The organism is Oceanospirillum multiglobuliferum, from assembly GCF_900167095.1.
Lineage (GTDB): Bacteria > Pseudomonadota > Gammaproteobacteria > Pseudomonadales > Halomonadaceae > Oceanospirillum > Oceanospirillum multiglobuliferum.
Window position 1 is genome coordinate 1 of the sequence record NZ_FUXG01000027.1, and the last position, 23,731, is coordinate 23,731.

Genomic DNA, 23,731 nt, shown 5'->3' on the forward strand with positions numbered 1-23,731 from the left:
CAAAATCACGAGGTCAAACAGTTCATTACCCTGAGCAAGCTTTTTCACTGGTCGACAGCCTACTCTTCGAGCCTGACGGTTGGCTTGAGCCTTAGGTGCTTCGTATAGGCCATCGGCAAGCTGGTTACGACGAATCTCTCGACTGATTGTTGAGGGGCTTCGATCAAGTAGGCGAGCAATACTTCGCAGACTGAGATTGTGAAGCAGGCCAATTTGAATAGTGGCACGCTCTTCTATGTTGAGTTCTTTGTATGTCATAACAACACCTTACCCGATATTGGATTAGGTGTTGCACTCAGAATTTGCCGCTAAGAAGATATAAAAGCGCGCTTGTGGCTAACCGCAAGCGCGCTTTTTTTATGGCGATAAAAATAGAGGGTTATGAGGGCTGCGGTGGGGCATTTTTAGCCGCGATCCACTGCGACATATACTTTGTGCTGGCCATGGTATGATGCCTCAGCATTGCGCCAGTGAAATTGTCGAGTCGATGCTGTTCTAACTGCTCACTGATCTGCTCAATTCGCGTGATTAAGGTTCGTCCTAATTGCTCTGCATCATAACGCTTGTTTAATAATGTGTTCGCATCCGCTTGTGCTTGCTGCCACTGCTCAGCGTTTTGATACAGCGCTACCGCTGCGTTTGCAAAAGCTTGTGCGTCAACCTGTTTACAAACCACCCCTGGCCAGCGTTCATCTTCAAGCATGCCCTCACTGCCAATAGGGGTTGTGACGTTCGGTGTTTGCATGATCATCGCATCTAGCAGCTTACCTTTAATACCTGCGCCAAAGCGGAGTGGTGCTAGACAAACCCGAGCTTGTTCCATCACCACAAAGGCATCGTCTGCCCAACCTTTAATTAAAAACCCCGTTTTCGGATTATGTAGCGCAGTGGCCTTAGGAGGCGGATAAGATCCATAAATATGTAACTCAGCACTGGGTAACTGTTTACGAATCAACGGCCAAATTTCCTGTAAGAATAAAACAGCATCCCAATTAGGGGCGTGTCTAAAGTTGCCGATGGTCATAAAATGCTGACGTTGATCGTAGCTTTTAGTCTCTGTTGGACATTGTGCCAAGTTCACCATAAACGGCAGATGATGCAGGATGCTAGCGTCAATCTTAAAGCGCTCTGTTAACAGCTCCACTTCAAAGCTGGAGATAATCAGTGCAAGGTCACAGCGTAAAATGGCCGCAATTTCTCGTTTAGCCAAATCAGAGCATAAGTCAGCCTGCTTCAGTTCTCGGCCTGCTTTGAGTGCTTGGTGACGAGCATTGCGCAGAAACTGTAAGTCCTCGGTATCCAGTATTTTGAGCGCCTGAGGACAGTTTTTTTCAACGCGCCAGCCAAACTGTTCCTCCATCATAAAGCGGTCAAACATCACGATATCAGGCTGATATTCAAGGATATACTGATCAAAGCTGTCACAGTTCAACACAATATTTCGGCTGCTAATACCCTCTTCTGCTAGGTCAACCATATGCTCAGTGGCTTGTGCGGGGGTAGCAAACTCAACCTGCCAGTTTTGCTGACGGAACAGTCTCAAGAGCGACAGCATATGCGTGCCTGCGGCTGAGGAGTTTGGCTCAGGCCATACGTAGCCAATGACTAATACTTTTTTCATATAAAAGGTGATCCAGCGCTTTGATTTGAAAGGCGTTACCTGCCGAAAGAGTTGCAGCGCAAGTGTATAGGGCAATCCTTGTAATGTGAAATTGGAGATATTCGGTCGATTACTCACAAGCTTTTAAGACAAAAGGCTCCAAATTGCCTAGAATCTGCGCTTTTAGATTTACAGGTGTCTCGCATGTCGTTTTCTGCTCCAATTCCCGTTGCCATTATCGGTGCAGGCCCCGCAGGCTTAATGGCGGCGCAACGGTTATTACAAGCAGGTATTGCTGTACATCTTTTTGAAGCGATGCCAACGGTTGCCCGCAAGTTTTTATATGCGGGTAAAAGTGGCATGAACATTACGCATGCCGAAGCCACTGAACAGTTTCTGACCCGTTATCAGCCGCAAGCCCCTGCACTTTTAGAAAGCTTGCACGCTTTTAACAATGTTGACGTACGCCAGTGGGTACATGATTTAGGCATCGAAACTTTTGTAGGGTCTTCGCAGCGGGTGTTTCCTACGGGTATGAAAGCCGCGCCTTTACTGCGCGCTTGGCTACATCAGCTTAAAAACCAGGGTTTAGTATTACACACCCGTCATTATTGGACGGGGTGGGATGCAAATCAGCAACTCTGCTTTGACACACCCGAAGGTCAGATTTGTGTAGAGGCGCAAAGTACAATTTTGGCTTTAGGCGGTGGTAGCTGGGCCAAGTTAGGCAGTGATGCCCGTTGGGTGCCACTATTAACTCAGCGTCAAATTAGGCTGGCCGCGCTGAAACCGGCCAACTGCGGTTTTTTATATCCTTGGTCACAGGTATTTATCGAGCAGTTCGCGGGAGTACCCATCAAGAGTATTCAAATTAGCGTCACAAATGCAGAGGGTGAATCACAGTACAAACGTGGTGATTTGATGGTCAGCCAGCAAGGCATTGAAGGTGGTTTAATTTATGGACTATCCGCATTGATACGAGATCAAATTTTATCCCACGGCCAATGCACACTGATGCTTGATTTAAGTCCTGATCGTAGCGAGGCACAGCTAAAAGAAAAGCTCAGCCAACGTAAAGGCAAATCTATTACCCAGCAGCTTAACACTCTCAAGCTAGGTGGTATAAAAAGTGCGCTACTACGCTTATTGACCGATAAGCACTGCTTTCAAGACCCCGCACAATTGGCTTATAAAATTAAACATTTGCCACTGGTTCTGACAGAAACCACGCCTATATCTGAAGCGATTAGCACCGCAGGTGGCGTTTGTTTTGAGGTCTTAGATCCATATTTAATGAGCACGCAACATAACGGCTTGTTCTTTGCGGGTGAGATGTTGGATTGGGAAGCCCCAACAGGAGGTTATCTGCTTACGGCTTGTTTAGCGACAGGCTTGAGAGCTGGGGAGGGAGTCTTGCGTTATCTTCAACAAAAATAACGCAAGACCAGAATACTATCACCTCTACCCCATTAATAGGGTAGAGGTAAACCACTAAAGCTTAGTCAACGGGCTAAGATCAGCAACCAGCTGCTCACCAATTTGACTATTATTAGCAGACCCTTCAACCGCTTGACGGGTATCACTGACAATCTCTCCAATGTTTTTCAACACTGTATTGGCATCACTCATTTGGTCTTGTACATGAGAGATTACTGTATCCGCAGCTCGGGCGCTTTGCTGTGAGAAACTGTTCACATTACCTAAGCTTTCAGCAATAGCATCTGACAAACTCTGGCTTTCAGAGATACTGTTAACAACGGTTTGCTGCTGCTTCACGATTGCATTAGAGATTTCAATAATTTTATTCATCTCAGTTTGAATTTCTTCAGCAGAGCTATTCGCTGTACTGGCAAGCGTTCTAACTTCATCGGCAACTACCGCGAAACCGCGACCATATTCCCCCGCTCGCGCAGCTTCGATAGCAGCGTTTAATGCAAGCAAGTTAGTCTGGTCTGCAATACCTTTAATAGCATCAACCAACTGTGTAACTGTTTGATTGTTTTTATTAAAGCCTTCTAGCAAGCCGCTAAACTCTGAAATTCGCTTCTCCGCAGTTGCAATGTTATTAGACAAGGCTTTTAACTGCTTCAAGCTTTGCTCACTATGCTTAGCCGTTTCCTGCGCCAAGCTGACGGCTTCATTTGCCAGCCCACCCATATCACTGGCCTGTCCCACCAAACGCTCAACCAGCTGATAGTTATGTTCAATTTTATCTAAACGCTGAGATGAAGCTTTGTTCACAGCTTTTGCATTCTGTGTAATCTGTGATGCCTTTTTACTCGGCGCATTACTGATAATTTGATCCAAAATAGCAGCTTTACGCTCTAACTCTGCTAACGCACTCTTTTTGATGACCACTTCATCATCAGCCACTTTATTTTTTGAGAAAAACATAATATTCCCTATATCTAATTTTTTAGTCGCAACAATGAAATACTCAGGACTCTAGTCGGGCTACAACACTACTGTAAGTGGCAACCGAAAAAGGTACTAAATAGGTTAATACAATCTTGAAAATATGCTCTGTTTCTAGGGTATTGCTAATCAAGCGATCACCATGGTTAATAAGCATTAGAGATGTACCTACAATCGCCATAACCTTTATTGATCGCTTCAGAATTGCCTTTTCGGTGGCGATACTAAACCATTTGGGCATCGTATTCTCTCTTCAGTACTAACATCAATAGCTAAGGCTTTAAAAATAATGCTGGATCAACTCGCGCGCCATTCAGAGTAACCGTCCAATGTAAGTGAGGCCCTGTCACTCGACCTGTTGCCCCTACTTCTCCAATTTTCTGGCCTGCACTGACCTTATCGCCAACTTTTACGCCGTTAATTTCAGACAGGTGACAATATAAAGTGGTTAAGCCTTGGCCATGATCAACTATCACCGTTTTACCATTGAAATAGTAATCACCCACCGCAACCACTTTGCCATTTAAGGCTGACAATACGTCTGTGCCTGTTGGTGCCGCAATATCCATTCCGCTATGAGGATTTCGCGGTTGGTCATTAAAAATACGACGCAAACCAAACGAACTACTAATACGCCCTTGCGTAGGCTGTACTAACTGCTCAGGTAATGGATAAACCACTGGGCGAAAACTGTCCATCGCGCTACGAATTTCAGGGGTTTCTTTGCGAATACGGGCTAATTGTTTTGGATCAGGCGTGACATGCTTCTGCTTAACGGTTAAACGCTGCTCTTCATATTTTTTATCACTCAGGTCAAAGGCAATCGCCTTATCACCCTCTGCAGTACGCCAAATAAGAGAATATTGCCCAGCTTTTAGCGACAAGGGCAAACCTACCCAAGCATACCATTTACCTTCTTTTTGCGTAGTAAACACACGCTTATCTTGAAACAAAACCTGAGGAGAGGCGCTGCCTCTTTGTGGCAGTTCAATAATCGCAACCCCTCCTGGGACACGGCTGTCTTGTGGGCTAAAGCCTGCAAGTGCCAAACTGGAAAATAGTAATAAACTGCTGAGGATAAATTTGGGGATCCATCTCACTGATTGGGTCAAGCCAAACAAAGCAAGCACTCCTTATAAATTGATAAACTTAATATAAATCAAGCCATAAAGTTCAAGACTGTAACACCGATTGCCGACACAGGTCGATCCAGCGCTGCACCCCTGCACTACGATATTTTTGTTTATGCAGAATAAAATAGAACCACCGTTCAGTATTACGATGGGGAATTTGTAAAGGCACCAAACTACCACGTTTAAAAGCATCGGCTAAAGCCACTGCAGATAAGCAACCTAAACCTAGGCCTGCTTCAACGGCACGTTTAATGGCCTCTGTATGTTGTAGCTCAAGCAAAACCTGTAGTTCGGGTAGAATACCCGTCATGATGCGGTCAAAGGTTTGCCTTGTACCTGAGCCTTTTTCCCGCAGAATCCAAGTTGCCGCAAGCAAGTCTGTATCTGTTAGTGCTTGCTCACTACGCTGAGCCAAAGGATGCTCAGGGCTACAAAACACAACTAACTGATCTTGCCTCCAAGGCAAAACGTCAAGATCTGGTTGCTGTAACTCGCCCTCAATCAGGCCGATATCCAACTCAAAATTCAGCACTTTGCTGGCAATAGCGGCTGTATTTTCCACATCTAAGGTGACTTTGGCTTGAGGCTGTTCCAGCATGTAGCGCGCCATTAGATCAACGGCAAGGTAATTACCAATGGTTAATGTTGCGCCAACAGTTAGATGACCGGGTTGCAGATGTTGACTAAAGCTGGTTTCAAGTTCGCTTGCTTGCGCCAACAGTGATTCAGCCTGAGGACGAACCAGTCGCCCCAACTCATTGAGTTGCAGACGCTTACCGATTCGGTCAAAAAGTTGAATATCAAACTGTTGTTCAAGCTCTTTTAGGGCGCTGCTGGCAGCAGATTGTGACATGGACAAACTTTCGGCAGCTCGCGTGATATTTTCAAAGTGTGCCGCAGCCAAAAAGACCTGTAACTGCCTTAGACTATATCTCATATTCCATTTCCGCTATCTGCTACCTACCTCGATTTATTTGCCACTGTATTACGTGGCAGAGTGATTGGAAAGACTTTGATTGAATTGTTTGTACCCTAACCACTACTTACTAAATACGTGCTAAAAAGCGCTATCAGGCTGGGTTAGAAACTCCAGTTCTTCAGTGGTTGAGGCTCGACCTAGAATAGCGTTGCGATGGGGGTAGCGACCAAAACGATCAATAATGGCTTTGTGTTTATATTCAAAATTCAAAGTATTTTCATTGCCTAACAGTTTAAACAACTCTACCGCTAAAACATGCATGTCAGCCTCTTCACTATGCATCAAAGGCATATAGAGAAAGGCACGCTCATCACGGGTAAGCGAACGATCATCTTTGCAGGCAATGGCCGCAAGGCAGCGCTCTAATGCCAAATCATCAGCGGCAAAAGCTTCAGGGCTATCACGATAGATGTTACGAGAAAACTGATCTAACAAAATAATCTCAGCTAAACGCCCTCGGGGCTGAGCGTGCCATTCTCTTAACCCGCCTTTTTTTGCTGTTTCTAGCAAAGTCCCAAAGCGCTGCTTAATCTGAGTATCTAAAATACGGTCTTTAATCCACCACTGTTCAGGTGTTAACTCACGAAACCAAAATTCAATTACGGGCTGCCATAACATAGCGATACCTCAAATAAACAGAACTTATACCCATTGATCTTAGTCAAGAGTTAAACATTCTGCTTGTAAGAGATTGCCGACAAATGACAGAGAAAAGCTAACGCCCTTCAACAAGATGAGAAAGCAGCGCCCGTAGTTTACTAGGTTTAACTGGCTTATTTAGAACAGGCAGTTCTAGTCGGTCAAATAGCTGTCGACACTCACTACTGCGATCTGCGGTAATGATAACAGCAGGAATTGGCTGACCAAGCTCTTCACGCACAGCCTGAATGGCATCCGTACCCAACAAGTCATCATGCAGATGGAAATCGGCCAAAATAATATCAGGCATAAAATCTTCATCAGTACAAAGTGCGATTGCATCACAACTATTACTGGCCGTTAACACCTCACAGCCCCAACCACTGAGCAACTGATCCATACTCATTAAAATGCTGTCTTCGTTATCAATCACTAACACAGATTGCCCATGTAAGCTGGAAACTGGCGAAATCGTATAATGACTCACAGCGGCAGGCAAAGCGGCTAGGCTGGCGCGGGGAACTTTAATAGAGAACATCGAGCCGACGCCTTCCTCTGAGCGCACCGTCAAAGGGTGCTGCAACATACTGGCAAGTCGCTCCACAATGGCCAAACCTAAGCCTAAGCCTTGCCGATCCTTACCACGGTGGCGGTCGAGTTGTTGGAACTCTTTAAAAATATTCTGTTGCTGATTTAACGGAATACCATCGCCAGTGTCCCAGACTTCGATACGGATATGACCGCCTTGGCGACGGCAGCCTATGAGCACTCGGCCTGTGCGGGTGTAGCGAATCGCATTGCTCAGCAGGTTTCGAATAATACGCAGCAATAACCTTGAGTCACTGCACACCGCCAGCGAGTTAGGAATCAGGGTCAACTTCAGGTTCTTGCTCTGCGCAACAGGCTGAAACTCAGCCAGCATTGAGTTGAGCAGTGGCCCCAAATGAAACTCGCTGATATCTGGTGTAACCGCTTTTTGATCTAGTTTTGAAATATCCAGTAGGTCGGTGATCAAGTCTTCAGCGTTTTCTAAGGCCAGATGAATCTGCTCAACCAGATAACCTTCATGTTGAGGCAAGGGCTGTTCTCTTAACGCCGATACCAACAGTCGAGCGGCATTCATCGGCTGCAATAAATCGTGACTGGCAGCTGCAAAGTAGCGGTCTTTGCTCAGCGTGGCCGCTTCGGCCAGTTCTTTGGCCTGCTTCAGCTCCGCTTGCATCAACTCGCGCTCTGCAATCTCTTGGCGCAGTTGTGCGTTCACTTCGGTGAGTGCTTGCGTGCGCTCTGCAACCCGTTGCTCTAATACTTCATTGAGGCACTTGTAGCGGTTACGCTCGGCCTCTAACTCTTCAAGTTTAGCGGTCAGTTCCGAGTAGTAGCTTTTGCGTGCTGACTGTTGGCCTAAACCAATCAGGCTGGCCAGCAGTTGCTCTTGTTGATCAGAGGGCTTGTTCATATACCGCTTCTACGTCACGTTGATTGGAGCTACGTGGGTTGGTGAGCATACAAGGATCAGACAGCGCACGAACCGACAGCATTGGAATATCAATCACCCGCACGCCCTGTGCTGCTAAAGACTGGCTTAAGCCCACCTGCTGCTTAAAGCTGATAATTTCTTGGATCAATCGTTGTTTCACTTGGGCACTGCTTAAGCCGCGACAATCAATACCCAAAGTTTCAGCCACTACTTTGAAGCGATTTTCCGCCTCATGGAAATTAAAATCGACCACATGCTCCAGCAGCATCGCATTACATAGGCCATGAGGCAGGTCTAAATAGCCGCCCAAACTGTGAGACATGGCATGAACTGCGCCCAGTATTGCGTTAGAGAAGGCCAATCCCGCCTTCATGGAACCCAGCATCACTTGCTCTCGAAGCTTGAGATCATGGGGTTGTAGCACCAATGCGGCTAAATGTTGATGGATTAAACGTATACCATCTAAGGCGTACATATCCGTCAACGGCCCAGCTCCTGTCGAGACAAACGCTTCAATGGCGTGAACCAAAGCATCCACCCCTGTGCAGGCGCTGAGGAACGGGTCCATGGTCAAGGTGGTTTCAGGATCAATCAGTGCCACATCGGGCACAACGGCCTTGCTGACAATAGAGATTTTCACCTTGTCCACTTGGTCAGAAATAATCGCAAACTGCGACACATCCGCCGAGGTGCCTGCTGTTGTGGGAATAAAAATCAGCGGGGGAATAGGCAGATGAATAGTATCAATGCCCTGATAATCTAAGATGTGCTTGCCATTGGCACAGACAATACCAATGCCCTTGGCGCAGTCCATTGGACTACCGCCGCCGACCGCCACAATAAGATTGCACTGTTGTGTTTGGTAAACCTCAGCCCCTTGCATCACTTCGTCGGTACGAGGGTTGGGGGAAACCTGCGTGAAGGTCACAAACTCAATGCCTTCCGCCGCCAAACTATTGGCCACATCGGCTAACCAGCCTGCTTGTTCAACACCGGGATCAGAAACCAATAGCACTTTACGCGCCCCAAATGTGCGGGCGTAGTTCGCCACAGAATGACGTGCGCCAGCACCAAAAATGATTTCTGGTGCCACAAACTTTCTGAGATTGGAAATGTCTTGACTCATGCCTACCACTCAAATCTGTTTCTCAGTGGATCACACTACCGAAACAGCGGTCGTTGTAATTGTTATAGACCGAGCAGTCTACCTGAACTGTGATCCAGCCCCAAGTCATCAAAAGTATCTGCCAGAACGCTACTTAAGATCTAAATTACGTTCTGGCCGACCAGCACCCCCTCCAAGCTTCAGACGTGAATATTATTGAGCCGCTCCAGCAATTTCATACACCAACCGAGCCGCCAGTTTAGCCGTACGGCTGTCTTGATCTAAAAGCGGGTTACACTCCGCAAGATCCACTAACACAATAGGCAGGTTCAGGGCTTGCGCTTCACTGATCAGCAGTTTGATCAGGGCTAAACCGATCACAGGGTCTAAGCCCATCACTGAAGGTGCGCTGACACCCGGTGCGGCAGCGGCGTTGAACACATCCATGCAGATGGTCAGATAGAGATAATCCAACTGACGCAGATAGGTCTGCATTTCCGCTCTGATGTCGGAAAAATCAGACAGCTTGCACTGGTGATCTAAGCGCCACAACACCCCTTGGCTTTTGGCAAAGTCGAAGAGTGCCTGTGTGTTGGCGCTGTCATTCACCCCTATGCAGTAGTAGTGAAACGGTTTGTGCTGATGGGCGCACCACTCGGCAATCTGGCGAAACGGTGTGCCGGAGCTGCCTTGGCGCTCTGGGTTACGTAAATCAAGATGCGCATCGAAATTCACAATACCCACTGCGGCCTTGGGATTTTGCGCGTATACATGCTGAGCGATGCCTTGAAAACTGGCCCATGCGATCTCATGCCCGCCACCCAAAACAATGGGCTGTAAACCTTGGCGCAAAAGCTGAGCCACTTGCAGACCTAAAGCCGCTTGTACAGGCTCAAGCTGTTCATCATCACAGTTTACATCACCCGCATCATACACCGCTTTGCTCAGGTGCCATGCCGCATTGGCCAAGGCTTTACGAATCGCTTCAGGCCCTTGTTTAGCGCCTTGGCGACCTTTATTGCGACGCACTCCCTCGTCACAGGCAAAACCCAAAAGCGCAACATCTCCGGTTTGAACCTCTGAATAATCCGTAGGCAAGGCTTGCACTTGTTGATGCCAGCGCCAACTGATGCCCTCTTCCTCATCGTCGATACGCCCCTGCCAAAGCGCCATATTGGCGGGGGTGTGATGATTCTTAGCCGACATGGTTAAGCTCCTGTGGTGTTGGAAACAGAGGGATTCAACCGAGGCTGGCCGTTGACCCAAATCTGTTGAGGTTGATGCATATTGATCGCGTAACTCAGCTCGCTGGGGTGGTCAATTGACCACAGCACCAAGTCGGCCTGATAGCCCACTTGCAGTTGCCCTTTGCGATCTTGTAAACCCAAAGCTTGCGCCGCATGGCAGGTGACGCCTGCTAAGGCTTGCTCAGGGGTTAAGCCAAATAAGAGACAGCTTTGGTTCATCGCCAACAGTAACGAGGCAATAGGTGAGGTGCCGGGGTTCAGATCGGTGGAAACCGCAACCGGAATTTGATGCTCAAACAGCGCTTGTACAGGGGGCAGTTTGGTTTCTTTTAAACAGTAAAACGCCCCCGGTAATAACACTGCAACCGTGTTGGCGGCTTTTAATGCAGGTAGATCCTCTTCGGCGAGATACTCCAGATGATCCACCGATAGCGCATTAAACTCAGCGGCCAAACGGGAACCCTTAAGGTCGCTTAACTGCTCCATATGGCCTTTCACGGGCAAACCATACTGCTGCGCGGCTTTAAATAAACGCTCGGTTTGGGCATGGCTAAAGCCGATCCCCTCGCAAAACACATCCACTGCGTCGGCCAAATTATGCTCCGCCACTTGGGGCAGCATCTCGTTAATCACAAGGTCAAGATAATCATCAGCACGGTCTTTATACTCCGGCGGCACGGCATGGGCGGCCAAAAAAGTGCGCTTAATCTCGATGCCTGTGTGTTCGGCCAGTTGCCCTGCCACCTTTAACATGCGCTGCTCAGTCGGCCAGTCCAAACCGTAACCAGACTTGATTTCAACGGTGGTAACTCCTTCGGCCATTAAACGTTGCAAACGCTTTAACCCGCTTGCAAACAGTTCCTGCTCAGATGCGGCACGGGTGGCTCTCACCGTGCTCACAATGCCACCGCCCTGCTGGGAAATCTCTTGGTAGCTGTAGCCTTGCAAGCGCATTTCAAACTCACGGGCGCGGCTGCCGCCATAAATCAAATGGGTATGGCAGTCGATTAAAGCGGGAGTCAGCCAGCCCTGTTGCCCATCAATCTGTTCAATCGCGTCAAACTCCGGAGCTTCTGCTGCCGCCCCGACCCAGCTGATTCGCCCCGCCGTGACAGCCAATACACCATCTTCTAACTGACCATAGGGCGATGCCGAGTCTGACGTTTCGTAGTCCATTGTCGCTAAAGATACGTTGTGTATTAAAAGGTCACAGCGATGAGCATCAGCCTTGTTCTGATTTATCACGGTATCCGTTATTGTCATAAGGCACTCTCTTTCTTATCGCTACTTTCTTATCGCTATAAGGTGGGGATATTCTGGTTCGCCCCGATTTGGAGGCTTTGAATTGCAGGTGAGACTGAATTTGAATGCCATCCGTTAAGTGGATGGCATTCTGATACCCGCTATCAAAAGGTTAGAAATTCAGGCCTTCGAGCAAGCCATCATCAACCTGATTTGCCAGAGTGACTTTTAGTTTAGGCGTGCGTTCCATTTCACGCTTAATGGCAAAATCAGCTTCTTTATTCCGTGCCCAGCTGCGTCGTGCAATGCCGTTATTGACGTCAAAGAACAGCATATTTTTCAGACGACGTTCACAAGCCTCAGAGCCATCTAGCAGCATACCAAAACCGCCGTTGATCACTTCACCCCAGCCGACACCGCCGCCATTGTGAATGGATACCCATGTTGCCCCTCGGAAGCCATCACCAATCACGTTATGAATCGCCATATCCGCTGTAAAACGGCTGCCATCATAGATATTTGACGTTTCACGGTAAGGGGAGTCGGTGCCACTGACATCGTGATGATCACGGCCTAATACCACGGGGCCAATTTCACCAGCGTTAATGGCATCATTAAAGGCTTTGGCAATTTCCGCCCGTCCCTGTGCATCGGCATAGAGGATACGCGCCTGTGAACCAACCACGAGCTTGTTCTGTTTCGCATCCTTGATCCAGGTGATGTTGTCCTGCATCTGCTGCTGAATCTCCTCCGGAGAATCCCGCATGATACGCTCCAGTACCTTCGCTGCAATCCCATCGGTTTTATCCAGATCTTCCGGATTCCCTGAGGTACACACCCAGCGGAAGGGGCCAAAACCATAGTCAAAACACATCGGCCCCAGAATATCCTGAACATAAGAGGGATATTTGAAGTCGATACCGTTTTCAGCCATCACATCACCACCTGCCCGCGATGCTTCAAGCAGGAAGGCATTACCGTAATCGAAGAAATAGGTGCCCTTAGCCGTATGCTTATTGACCGCATCGGCGTGGCGCTTCAGTGTGGCCTGTACTTTTTCTTTAAAGACTTCCGGCTCTTCACGAATCAAGCGGTTTGATTCTTCGTAGCTGATGTCTGCCGGATAGTAACCACCGGACCAAGGGTTATGCAGAGAGGTCTGGTCTGAGCCTAAATGAATGAAGATATCTTCAGTCAGGAAGCTTTCCCAAACGTCTACGACGTTACCAATAAAGGCGATGGAGACCACCTCTTCGTTGTCCTGTGCTTTACGAACACGGGCAACCAGATCCGGCATATTATCAACCAGTTCGTCTACCCAACCCTGTTCATGACGTTTGATCGCCGCTTTAGGGTTCACCTCAGCACAGACAGTAATACAGTTAGCAATGTTGCCCGCTTTAGGCTGAGCACCACTCATACCGCCCAGACCTGCGGTTAAGAAGATCTTACCTTTCGGGCTTTCACCTTTATTCAGCACTTTACGGAAGGCATTCATCACCGTAATCGTTGTACCGTGAACAATGCCCTGCGGACCAATGTACATAAAGGATCCGGCGGTCATCTGGCCGTACTGGGTTACACCCAGAGCATTGAATTTTTCCCAATCATCCGGTTTGGAATAGTTCGGAATCATCATACCGTTAGTCACAACGACCCTTGGCGCCTCTTCAGAAGAAGGGAACAGACCCATCGGGTGTCCGGAATACATGTGCAGTGTCTGATCCGATTCCATCTCACTCAGATACTTCATGGTCAGAAGATACTGAGCCCAGTTCTGGAATACCGCGCCATTACCGCCATAGGTGATCAGCTCTTCCGGATGCTGAGCCACCGCAGGATCTAAGTTATTGTCGATCATCAGCATGATCGCCGCAGCCTGCTGGCACTTAGCCGGATAATCCTCGATTGAGCGAGCCTTCAATGAGTGCTCTGGCTTAAAACGGTACATATAAATCCGGCCATAGTCGTTCAGCTCTTTCGCGAACTCAGGCGCCAGCTCTGCATGCCACTCTTTCGGGAAGTAACGCAGTGCATTGCGTACTGCCAGCTGCTTTTCTTCTGTGCTTAAAATATCTTTTCGTTTCGGTGCCCGATTGGCGTTTTCCGGATACGGCTTTGCAGCGGGTAAACTCGCAGGGATGCCTTGCTTAATCGTTTGTTGAAAAAGATGGATATCATTCATTGTCAGCGTCTCCTTATGTTTTCCCGGCTTAAGCGTGGTTTACTGGCGAATCAACACAGAGCGCCTGTGTTTGAACCAGCTTGATCATGGCGTCAATGTCAGGTTTTAGCAGTCTGTCTTCTTCTAATTTGGCGACTTTGCTACGGATAATCTGATGATTCTTCTCAATTGTTTCTGAACAGGTATTCGGGCGTCTGAAATCAATCGCTTGGGCGGCATACATCAGTTCAATGGCAAAAATCTTGTCTAGATTGCCGAGGATCTGATTGAGTTTACGACCCGAAATACTGCCCATAGAGACATGATCTTCCTGCCCCATTGAGGTTGGCACACTGTCTGCTGATGGCGGGAAACACAGTGATTTGTTTTCAGTCACTAAAGCTGCCGTGGCATATTGAGGAATCATCAAGCCAGAGTTTAAACCGCCTGATTTGGTTAACATTCTTGGCAGGCCGTGCATGCCTTCAAGTAGTAAGTAACAACGACGATCGGCAATATTGCCCAACTCAGCCGCCGCAATAGACACATAATCCAACGCCATCGCCAGAGGTTGACCGTGGAAACTGCCGCCAGAGATCGCTTCCTCCTGACTGATCACAATAGGATTATCTGTCACTGAGTTCATTTCGATCTCAGCTAACTCTTTCAGGTGGTTATAGGCGTTTCGGGATGCACCATGCACCTGAGGAATACAACGCAGTGAGTAAGGGTCTTGTACGCGATTACAGTTGGTATGCGATGCCATATTCTGCGAACCGTCAAAAAAGCTCCGCATTCTAGCAGCGACTTCTATGCAGCCCGGAAATGGTCGGGTCTGATGCAGCTCTGCTCTAAAAGGTGAAGAACTTCCCTGCATCCCTTCAATACTCATAGCACCTGCTAAATCCGCCAAATCCAGCAGATAGCGCATTTTGACCAGTGCGGTAATGGCATGAGACAGAATAAATTGAGTACCATTAATCAGCGCCAACCCCTCTTTAGCTTCAAGCTCCATAGGCGCCAAGTGATGCGCTTTTAACAGCGTAATCGCCGATACCGTTTCTGAGCCCTGCCAGAACTCACCTTCGCCGATTAAGGGTAAAAACAGATGTGAAAGGGGTGCTAAATCCCCTGAAGCCCCCACTGAACCTTGCTCTGGTACGACAGGAATCAGATCCAGCTCTAAAAATTTGAGCATTCTTTCAACGACTTCAAGACGAATACCCGAAAACCCCTGACTTAGTGCGTGGATTTTGGTAATCAGCATCAGCTTAGAGATTGACTTATCAATGGAGTTACCCACCCCAACCGCATGGGTGATTAGCAGGTTTTTTTGTAGCAGATTGGTCTCAGCAGGAGAGATCTGGGTATCACACAGAGGGCCAAAACCAGTATTGATGCCATATACCGCAGAATCTGAGCTGGCCATGTGCTCAACATTTTTCCGGCTGGCGTTGATCTTGTCTTTTGCTTCCGAGCAGAGCTCAGTTTCAACAGAGCCATTGGCGATGTCATTGACCAATTCAACAGTGAGTGTATCTATCCCGTATTTAAACATCATTTTATAGTTCTCCGATGAAAATGTAGCGGCTGTCAGAAGTATATCTTGCAACTTAAGTTTCATAGATAAAGAATATCCGAGCGTTATTCCTGCTTTATCGAACAAAAGCTATCGAACAAAAACCTATCAAACAAAAGTCATCGAACAAAAGATGAGAGCTGCATCGCAGCGGAGACATTCTTATATGCAGATCCATGATGTTGACTTAAAGCTCTTAAGAATCTTTGTCGCAATTGTTGAATCCGGCGGTTTGTCAGCAGCGGAATCAAGGTTAAACATCGGGCGTTCAACCATCAGCGCTCATCTGTCTGATCTGGAGATCCGACTGGGCCTGACGTTATGCAAGCGCGGACGAAGCGGTTTTGAGATAACAGAACCCGGACGTATCACCTATCAGGCCAGTCTCGAACTGCTCAGACAGTGCGAAGCCTTTGCGGCGACCGTTGCTAGTTCCAAAAATGAACTGACAGGCCGTGTCACCATCGCCACCATTGATAATCTGGTTAACGACCCGCGCTGTGGAATCTCAAAAGCGATCGCAGCACTCAGAGACAAAAGCGATTCCATTCAGTTTGAAATCAACGTATGTGAAGCAAGAGAGGTCGAAACATCGGTTATCAGCGGGCGTTCTATGGTGGGACTGGGGGTGAGCCGTCATCCTATTCGTGGACTGAACTACTACCCGTTACAGAACGAAGTGAACTACTTGTATTGCTCTTCAGAGCATCCGTTGTTTGATTGCGATGATAATGCCCGTGAAGCCTTGCTGAAGGAGGCTGAAATTGTTTCCAGCCACTATCAGAGAGATAAAGAAACCCGTAATGACGGGTTAAATTATCAGAATACCGCCACGGCTTACCATGATCAGGGCATTGCACATATGGTGCTGTCTGGCCGGTTTATCGGTTATCTGCCAGAGCATTATGCGAACCAATGGGTCGAAAAGGGTCAGCTAAAAGCGATTTTGCCAGAGCGGTATCATTACGAAATCCCTGTGATGCTGATCACCCTGAAGAATGCAGTTTCAACGCCACTTATCAAAGAGTTGATCAGTGAATTAAAACGCTGCCACGCAAACTTGTAGCCAGAACCTGCGCAACACACACCGCTGCCAGCGAGCTTTATGCCCAGCAGTGTGGCTGTAGCGGTATATTTCAGCATTTGCAGAAAACGATGCTCATAAAAGAAGAGAAAAGTGAATCAAGTCAGAAACGAGATAGCCCAGATATTACGAATACCCGATACGACTTAGCACCGAAACCTTGATCAATCGCAAGGTGTTAAGCGCTTCGGGTATAGCCCGAAGGATGATTGTTGCCAGCGCATCAAAAAGCAGGTAAAAGATAGTTTTATTAGAAAAAAATAGTGAACCAAGCGAACGACTTAGGCGTGGAACAAGCCAGAAAATAGTTCGCAGATAAGCCACAGGTTGACAGGGAAAACATCGTGTTAAAAAGCAAATTCCCTAGAGTGCCAGCGGCCGTTCAACAAACGGTTATAGCCATGGCTTCGCCATCTGTATAACCGTTTAATAATTAAGTAACTCTAAGGCTAATTATTAAATTATGGAAACAGAGAAGGCTCTCAAAGAATTTTATGAGTCTATCGCGAAAAAGCGAAAGCGACTGGGCATATCAAATGATCCTGCTTGGTTTCGTGGTCATAGTCATGGCTACTATGAATTAGTGCCATCTCTTTTCAGAATCAAAGATGTGCGTCTGGTAGACGAGAAGAACATATTTAATACGTTTATTACAGAAGGTAGAGCACATGTTGGTATGCCAACCGATCCTTGGGGAATACTCGCGATTATGCAGCACTACAAAGTGCCAACCCGTTTATTGGATTGGACTGACTCGTTGCACGTAGCTCTCTTCTTTGCTTTAAAATATACAAGCTACGAAAAGCCGCATCTGTGGATTCTAAATCCATATAGGTTGAATGCAAAAATAAGTGATACTGACCGTATTATATACGGTGATATGGACGAGCTTAAATTTAACTATTACGAACAAGTTAAGTCTGAATCATGGGAGAGAAAAACTCCAGTAGCCATCGCTCCGAGTTGGAATAGTACAAGGCTGACTGCTCAACGAGGCTATTTTACCGTTCATGGGGGAGATTATAGTCCTGTAAATAAGGTCGTTACAAATTGTGCCCTGAAAGTTGAAATCCCTGAAGTAATCATCCCTCGACTATTAGATGAGTTAGAGCACTCTGGTACTGATGAGGCTAGAATGTTTCCTGATTTGGAAGGGCTGGCGCTAAGTATTCGAAGAAGATTTAGGTTGTAGTATTTTATACGAGAGTGGTGAAACTGGTAGACACGCACGACTATAGATCGTGTGCCGAAAGGCGTGGCGGTTCGAGTCCGCCCTCTCGTACCGAATCACTTAACAAAGTGTTGCACCGGACAAGCCGGTGAACACGGCGTTCAGGCTGTAGAAAAACCTAACGGGTTCTAGTTATTGAGAATTTATCGCGCTGCCACGTTGATTTAAGCACATTCTTTGATGAGAACTGCTCCAGAATTCGCGTAGGAGCGCCATTTTTAGTACAAAAAATGATCAATTTTTGAGACTGAGGCTTTTCTACAGCCTCGTTATGTTTAAAGGAGAGTTATGAGTTTACAGATGGATATTTCATTTGCCTGTGAATGTGGTGAGCATGTAGAAGATATAGTCTATGTCCAAGACCCTGATTTTTCCGCTGAAAAGAATAAGGATAGCCAAACCGACTCTTGGCAGGAGGTGTTTTGCCCTTCTTGCGATAAGGAATATACAGTTCAAGTTACTAACACTTTTTATAGTGCTATGGCATCAATTGATTATGGGAATGTGGACGTAAACCACGGGATGCCTTATTACCCAGAAGATGAAGCTGATGAGCTTTACTGGTATATCGATAGCAAAACTCATTATGAAATTCTGCAAAGCCACTTAAAGAGTGTCCGAACACTACTAGAAGTAGAAGTTCCTCCTGACACCCTATTTAATCTATGGGTCATGCTACATGGTCACGTTGTATCAGCAATTGAAGGTTACTTGGCAGGCATATTTATTCATAAGGTTACAAACTCTGAGGAGTTAATACGAAAACTAGTTGAAACAGACCCTGAATTCTCAAAAAGAACGTTCACTCTTAAAGAGATTTTTGAAAAGCAATCAAACTTAAAGGTTACGGTTGCCACTTACCTTAAAGATCTAATATTTCACGATCTAAAGAAGGTTAAGCCAATGTTTAAAGATGTTCTAGGTCATGATTTTGGTGACATTTCGTGGTTATTTAAAGATGTCGTGAAACGCCATGACTGTGTTCACCGGGCAGGATACAACAAGGACGGCGAAGCGATTGAGGTTTCAAAAGATTCTGTTTTGGTACTCTTAGAAAAAGTTGAAGCTCTGGCTGATTCAGTTGAGGCAACGGTAGGTAAGTTAGATGAGCCTAATGACCTGCCATTTTAAACATAACAAAAAAAAACAGGACACCCATAAAAATTAGCCCCTTTAAAGAACATGGTCTACATTGAACTCAACCGCTAAGGAATAGCTTGTTCATCAAGGAGGATACATCATGACCCGCGCTCGCTTAGAACAAATCAGCCCATCCGATACCCCTTACTATCACTGCATTGCCCGTTGTGTTCGCCGTGCGTTTTTATGCGGCCAATAAATAAATGGGCGTCCGAATTTTCCTAATCATTAAATACTCAAAGGAGCAAGAATGTCCCTCATTGCCAGTACACCAAAGCCACCTTACTACGCAGTGATTTTCACATCTCATCGTACTGAAGGTGATAGCGGCTACAGCGAAATGGCAGCTCGAATGGTTGAGCTAGCGTCAATGCAACCGGGTTTCTTGGGCGTAGAGTCCGCACGAGAGGACGTTGGAATTACAGTTTCCTATTAGTCTGATCTTGAGTCCATCAAGCAGTGGAAGGCGAATGCCGAGCATCAAGAAGCCCAAAGACTGGGGCATGAGCAGTGGTATTCATCATTCAAAACTCGTATATCGAAGGTAGAGCATGATTATGGTATCTAACCAACGGTAGGCTGATAGTGATACCGCTATCCTATTCGATTACTCAGATTATCTAGCCTTAGTTGACTGGACTGGGCGCTGTTGCAGAGAGGATAAACGGGACTTTATTTCATCGAATTCAATGCCGATACTGGATCGGTTAGGGATCGATAAGGCGTATTGGCTTAAAGCAATGCAGCCAGAAGGGTTGAAACTTAACCGAGCAATAGGCTGTTTAAACAAGCTAAAACAGTACGCTGAACGAGTGGGTTGTGCATGGCTGCATGGTGAGACACAATCTAAGCATTTATATCATGGCGATGTAGTATGTTGATTTTTCAGATATAAATGAATGGGTGTTCTAATTTTCCCCTGAGCCACCAACTCAGGCACCTGCGCCAGAATCGGTAAGTCGTTTTGATTGGACGAGGAGCAGTTAGCGGATGAAACCGAGGATGTCATGGGTAAAACACCGATAGTAAAGCGTGAAAAACAGAGGGCTAAGGATAACGGGAAAGGATGTTTCTGAGTAGCAGTGTCTATCTGAATCAAAACTCAGCATTTATGCCTATGCTGTTTGAGTTGTGGTATATTTGGTCGATAAAGCAAGGATCTACACTATCTATATGGGGTGAAACTATGACTCTGGGAATTATCAGAACAGCTGCAAAGGCAGTGATGCGTAAAAAGCCGCTGGACGCCTACGACTTGCCGGAACAGGTTAAGCGCCAGATTGCCCGCCGACACTTTTCAGCCGAAGAGATCAACGAAAAGTACAAACAATCCCGCCGGGCTCATACCGTCTAGGAGATTGTGTTATGTGGGGACACAATCTTTTTAATGATCTTGTTCAGGGTGATGATGATTTTGTCGGTATGGTGGCTTACTCCGTTTACAAACAGGAAAAAGTCCGCTGGATACAGAAACACCATCAAGATACTGGTCGTTATCCCACTCCGGAAGAGATGCAAACCTACTTTTATAACCAGCACTCCCGGCCTGAATCAATTCGACGTTATAGAGGCGAAGCCGAAGCTCAGCTGAATGCTTTTATTCAGGCAACACTTGCTGAAGAGCTTTTAGTGTATCAGCAGGAAATACGCGATTCTGAGATCATCAAGAATGTAAAAACTCCCCTGCATAAAAGACTGATTGAGGGGGTTGTTGCTGGCCTTATCTCTACAGCCCTTGTTGCACTGATTTCTATGATTGTCTGGCTTTACAGCATTATGGAGCCTGTTTCTGAGAACCAGCCTTTGCCGAAAGCTTTGAAAGAGAAAATAGAGTCTCAGGTAAATAAACATACGCCTTCCCCAGCATCATCTGATAACTGATTCAACTAGAAGTAGATCATCGCCAAGAGCGTTAATGCTGTTTTTGTTCGTATCTAGCAGCTCATCCTAACTTCCAGCCCTCTCAAAACTCGCTCCATCCGCCTTGTAGCCATATCGCGTATCCCATCATATTACCACTCAAGATGCAGCTATACATTCGCGACGGCGGTTGTCAGCGTAACGTCATAACCGAGAATGTAGCAGCCCATCAGGCAGGATCAAGGCCGTAATATTCAAATGAATAATTATTTATAGTGTGCAACTGTTTGAAAAAATTGAAATTTAATTGATCAGGCTCAATGTTAAGCTCTGAAAGACTAAAACCACCGTATAGGTTAATAGAAATTCTGCAAACCTTGCTTAATACCCGCATTTTTGATGCGGTCAACTGGGATAAAACAACATGCTCAAGCAAACCTCTATTTCCCGCGCGCTGCAGTTGGGCTTTGGTGCTGCCATTGCAGCAGTTGTCGCTTTAAGCCTGCATTTACTATTGTCAGTGAATGGTATTCAAAATCAATTTGTCACCGTAGTTGACCGCAACGTGAGTTTACTGACGACGGTATCAGACTTACGGTATTACACGGTCACTTACCGCCGTTTTGCGTTGGACTATGGTTTAACCGATGACGTGCAAGAGCACCGTAAAATCATTCAAACCATTGCGTACAATGACGAAAAAGTCGCTACTGTTATGGTCAAGATGAAGCGATTAGCGGATACAGATCGTATTAAGGCTGATATTTCAGAGTATGAAACTCGAATCGCGGCCTATCGAAAAATGCAGGAAAACTATATTCGCCTAATCGACAACGGTCAGATTGGGGCCGCTCGTGCCGAGATGTTAGGCCCGATGTTAGCGCCTTTTAATGCCATTGTGGGACTACTCGGTCGTCTACAACAAGACCTAGAAGATGAGGCCATCAGTATCAAAATGGCTGAGTCTGACAAGATGAATGCCTTAATAGAGTTAAGTGCGGTTGTTGTAGTATTAATTACAGGTTTTATGCTGTTGATGAGTATTGTGATCTCGCGCAAAGTGACTCGCCCTTTGGATTTACTTGTGAAACAGATGCAAGCGGTTGAACAAGGCCATTTAAGCAAACGGCTTGAGATGCGTGCATTTGCCAAGGATGAACTGGGTACAGCAGCACAATATTTTGATCGTATGCAGATGGGCTTAACGTCATTGGCGAAGGAAATCAATGAGAGTGTTAGCACTTTAGAGAGTACCAGTCAGACGTTACGTACTAGAGTCAGTGAAACCACTACGAACCTTGATACACAGCGTAGTGAAATCTCGCAAATCGCTGCGGCAACGGAGCAGATGCAATCGGGTTTCAGTGAAGTGGTGCAGCGTACGCTTGATGCCTCTGAGCAAAGTAATCAGGCAAGAAATGAAGCGCATGACAGTCAAACGCAAATTCAGCAGTCTGTCACTCAAAGTGAAGCACTGGCAAATGCCTTAAGTGAAACCGCATCAGTGGTATTACAGCTACAACAAGACAGCCATAGCATTAATGCGATCTCTGAAGTGATTGGCAATATCACCGAGCAGACCAACTTGTTGGCGCTGAATGCCGCCATTGAAGCCGCCCGCGCGGGTGAGGCAGGGCGAGGTTTTGCGGTAGTGGCCGATGAAGTACGACAACTGGCGCAAAAAACACAGGCTTCTTTGGGGCAAATTAGCGACATCATCAACTCGTTACAAAGCCATGCGGGTAAAGCAGCACAGATGATGACACACAGCCAAGATCAGATGAAAATTGGCTTAGAGCGGATTCGTGATGCGGGTGAGTCTTTTGGGCATATTCTCAAAGCCTCGGAGCAAATTGCAGGCATGAGCACACAAATTGCAGCGGCAACTGAAGAACAAACCGCGGTAGCACGTGATTTGAGTGAAAGTGTAAGCGCCATCCATCTTGCCTCCGACCGTATTGCAGAAGGGGCGATGGAAACGAAAGTTGCCTGTGATGCGCTCAGTCAAGAGAGTGAGCATCTCAGTAAGTTAGCGGGACGTTTTAAACTTTAGGCTAGAACCACTTAGGGCTTGGCACCTGTCATTGGCTTGGCAGGTGCTGGCTGATCAGTTGTATTTTTTTCCAGTGCGCAACGGGTTGCAATATTGCGATATTCAAACAATTTATGGGGCAAGATGAGGTGGTGTATCTGCTGTCTGATTTTTCACCTGAGCGATACGTTTATTTGAGGTTCTATGTTCAATATGTCTACAACATGGTGCGTGCTGTTTTAGGGGCGGGGGCGGCGCACTATTCGCCTCTGTTGCTGGTCTATAACCCCGATGATCATGATGACTGTAATCTGCTGAAGTCTCTTCAACAGCATCAGCAGACGATGGATATTGTTCTTTGACAAAGCCTGACCTCGGTTATTCCAACGTCAGGCTTTTAGAGTGTTAAGGGCACCACAAGCTTTAATCAGGCCTCAGTCTCTCAAACCTTGGTTACCCCAACCCACAACATTTTTTGTATTTCTTACCACTACCACAACTGCAAGGCTCGTTGCGGTCAGGCTTTGGAGCAAAGCGGGTGGTAGTTGGATAATTCTTTAGCACGTCCAGTGCCTGTTCATTCACTTGCTCATCAGGGTTAACGCTGATTTGGCAGTGCCAGTCATTTTCTTGGCAGATAGCAAGTAACTCATCTCGACGTGCATCGGTATGCACATTAATGATGGCAGGGTTGGCTGCTGTACCCAATCGTTTCTGGCGTTTGTGGTTAAACCCACGAAAAGGCTCTTGGGGCACGCGGGCAATGCGGGTTTTAAAGGGGTACTTGGGCATAACACACCA

The 23,731-nt window shown here is 46.8% G+C and carries 22 protein-coding genes, 1 tRNA gene and 2 pseudogenes; 11 read left to right on the top strand and 14 right to left on the bottom strand.

Translation table 11 applies throughout. From position 1 onward, the window contains the following. Window positions 1–258 (bottom strand): helix-turn-helix domain-containing protein (locus tag B5D26_RS14270; protein WP_143833120.1); only part of this gene is annotated, 258 nt, incomplete at its 3' end. Window positions 259–379: 121 nt separating this feature from the next. Next, window positions 380–1,621 (bottom strand): glycosyltransferase, encoded by a 1,242-nt coding sequence (locus B5D26_RS14275; protein WP_078746397.1) that lies wholly within the window; start codon window positions 1,619–1,621, stop codon window positions 380–382. Between the two features lie 183 nt (window positions 1,622–1,804). Between B5D26_RS14275 and B5D26_RS14280 the strand changes: the two genes are divergently transcribed. Further along, window positions 1,805–3,037: a TIGR03862 family flavoprotein gene (locus B5D26_RS14280; RefSeq protein WP_078746398.1), complete on the top strand. Its 1,233-nt coding sequence runs from the start codon at window positions 1,805–1,807 to the stop codon at window positions 3,035–3,037. 54 nt (window positions 3,038–3,091) lie between these two features. Here the strand turns inward: B5D26_RS14280 and B5D26_RS14285 are convergent, their stop codons facing one another. The 11 genes from B5D26_RS14285 to hutH form a co-directional block, all read right to left on the bottom strand. Beyond that, entirely contained in the window at window positions 3,092–3,994 is a 903-nt protein-coding gene (locus B5D26_RS14285; protein WP_078746399.1) for a methyl-accepting chemotaxis protein, read from the bottom strand. 43 nt (window positions 3,995–4,037) lie between these two features. Then, window positions 4,038–4,256: a nitrate/nitrite transporter NrtS gene (gene nrtS, locus B5D26_RS14290; RefSeq protein ID WP_078746400.1), complete on the bottom strand. Its 219-nt coding sequence runs from the start codon at window positions 4,254–4,256 to the stop codon at window positions 4,038–4,040. A 31-nt stretch (window positions 4,257–4,287) separates the two neighbouring features. Continuing rightward, window positions 4,288–5,115, bottom strand: coding sequence for a peptidoglycan DD-metalloendopeptidase family protein (locus tag B5D26_RS16630; protein WP_159445676.1), 828 nt, complete (start codon window positions 5,113–5,115; stop codon window positions 4,288–4,290). A 73-nt stretch (window positions 5,116–5,188) separates the two neighbouring features. Next, window positions 5,189–6,085, bottom strand: a complete 897-nt coding sequence (locus B5D26_RS14300; protein WP_078746401.1) for a LysR family transcriptional regulator — start codon at window positions 6,083–6,085, stop codon at window positions 5,189–5,191. 120 nt (window positions 6,086–6,205) lie between these two features. Next, window positions 6,206–6,745: a DUF924 family protein gene (locus B5D26_RS14305; RefSeq protein ID WP_078746402.1), complete on the bottom strand. Its 540-nt coding sequence runs from the start codon at window positions 6,743–6,745 to the stop codon at window positions 6,206–6,208. A 97-nt stretch (window positions 6,746–6,842) separates the two neighbouring features. After that, complete coding sequence (locus B5D26_RS14310) at window positions 6,843–8,225, bottom strand: ATP-binding response regulator (protein WP_078746403.1); 1,383 nt, start codon at window positions 8,223–8,225, stop codon at window positions 6,843–6,845. Further along, window positions 8,209–9,372, bottom strand: a complete 1,164-nt coding sequence (gene ercA / locus B5D26_RS14315; protein ID WP_078746404.1) for an alcohol dehydrogenase-like regulatory protein ErcA — start codon at window positions 9,370–9,372, stop codon at window positions 8,209–8,211. Before ercA ends, B5D26_RS14310 begins: the two co-directional genes overlap by 17 nt. Before the next feature lie 192 nt (window positions 9,373–9,564). Further along, entirely contained in the window at window positions 9,565–10,557 is a 993-nt protein-coding gene (gene hutG / locus B5D26_RS14320; protein ID WP_078746405.1) for a formimidoylglutamase, read from the bottom strand. Between the two features lie 2 nt (window positions 10,558–10,559). After that, window positions 10,560–11,861: an imidazolonepropionase gene (gene hutI, locus B5D26_RS14325; RefSeq protein ID WP_078746406.1), complete on the bottom strand. Its 1,302-nt coding sequence runs from the start codon at window positions 11,859–11,861 to the stop codon at window positions 10,560–10,562. 151 nt (window positions 11,862–12,012) lie between these two features. Beyond that, window positions 12,013–13,791, bottom strand: a complete 1,779-nt coding sequence (locus B5D26_RS14330; protein ID WP_200810697.1) for a urocanate hydratase — start codon at window positions 13,789–13,791, stop codon at window positions 12,013–12,015. A gap of 262 nt (window positions 13,792–14,053) precedes the next feature. Then, window positions 14,054–15,565, bottom strand: a complete 1,512-nt coding sequence (hutH, locus tag B5D26_RS14335; RefSeq protein WP_078746408.1) for a histidine ammonia-lyase — start codon at window positions 15,563–15,565, stop codon at window positions 14,054–14,056. A gap of 184 nt (window positions 15,566–15,749) precedes the next feature. Between hutH and B5D26_RS14340 the strand changes: the two genes are divergently transcribed. From B5D26_RS14340 to B5D26_RS14390, 10 genes and pseudogenes are all read left to right on the top strand, one after another. Then, window positions 15,750–16,649, top strand: coding sequence for a LysR family transcriptional regulator (locus B5D26_RS14340; RefSeq protein ID WP_078746409.1), 900 nt, complete (start codon window positions 15,750–15,752; stop codon window positions 16,647–16,649). A gap of 481 nt (window positions 16,650–17,130) precedes the next feature. Continuing rightward, window positions 17,131–17,859 carry an FRG domain-containing protein gene (locus B5D26_RS14345; RefSeq protein WP_078746410.1) on the top strand — a complete coding sequence of 243 codons (729 nt, stop codon included), beginning with the start codon at window positions 17,131–17,133 and terminating at the stop codon, window positions 17,857–17,859. 8 nt (window positions 17,860–17,867) lie between these two features. After that, window positions 17,868–17,949, top strand: a tRNA-Tyr gene (locus B5D26_RS14350). 237 nt (window positions 17,950–18,186) lie between these two features. Beyond that, window positions 18,187–19,029: a hypothetical protein gene (locus B5D26_RS14355; RefSeq protein WP_078746411.1), complete on the top strand. Its 843-nt coding sequence runs from the start codon at window positions 18,187–18,189 to the stop codon at window positions 19,027–19,029. Between the two features lie 109 nt (window positions 19,030–19,138). Further along, a pseudogene (locus tag B5D26_RS14360) lies at window positions 19,139–19,234 on the top strand (Type I secretion system protein TolC); the annotation flags it as partial. Window positions 19,235–19,288: 54 nt separating this feature from the next. Next, a pseudogene (locus B5D26_RS14365) lies at window positions 19,289–19,606 on the top strand (antibiotic biosynthesis monooxygenase family protein). A 618-nt stretch (window positions 19,607–20,224) separates the two neighbouring features. Further along, window positions 20,225–20,392: a hypothetical protein gene (locus B5D26_RS16230; protein WP_159445677.1), complete on the top strand. Its 168-nt coding sequence runs from the start codon at window positions 20,225–20,227 to the stop codon at window positions 20,390–20,392. 11 nt (window positions 20,393–20,403) lie between these two features. Next, a complete protein-coding gene (locus B5D26_RS14380) occupies window positions 20,404–20,919 on the top strand; it encodes a hypothetical protein (protein WP_078746414.1) in 516 nt (171 codons plus the stop codon). A gap of 403 nt (window positions 20,920–21,322) precedes the next feature. After that, complete coding sequence (locus B5D26_RS14385) at window positions 21,323–22,951, top strand: methyl-accepting chemotaxis protein (RefSeq protein ID WP_078746415.1); 1,629 nt, start codon at window positions 21,323–21,325, stop codon at window positions 22,949–22,951. A 113-nt stretch (window positions 22,952–23,064) separates the two neighbouring features. Continuing rightward, complete coding sequence (locus B5D26_RS14390; RefSeq protein ID WP_078746416.1) at window positions 23,065–23,292, top strand: hypothetical protein; 228 nt, start codon at window positions 23,065–23,067, stop codon at window positions 23,290–23,292. Between the two features lie 91 nt (window positions 23,293–23,383). On the opposite strand, the gene B5D26_RS14395 is transcribed toward B5D26_RS14390, so the two are convergent. After that, window positions 23,384–23,722, bottom strand: a complete 339-nt coding sequence (locus B5D26_RS14395) for a PBPRA1643 family SWIM/SEC-C metal-binding motif protein (protein WP_078746417.1) — start codon at window positions 23,720–23,722, stop codon at window positions 23,384–23,386. Window positions 23,723–23,731 lie beyond the last annotated feature (9 nt).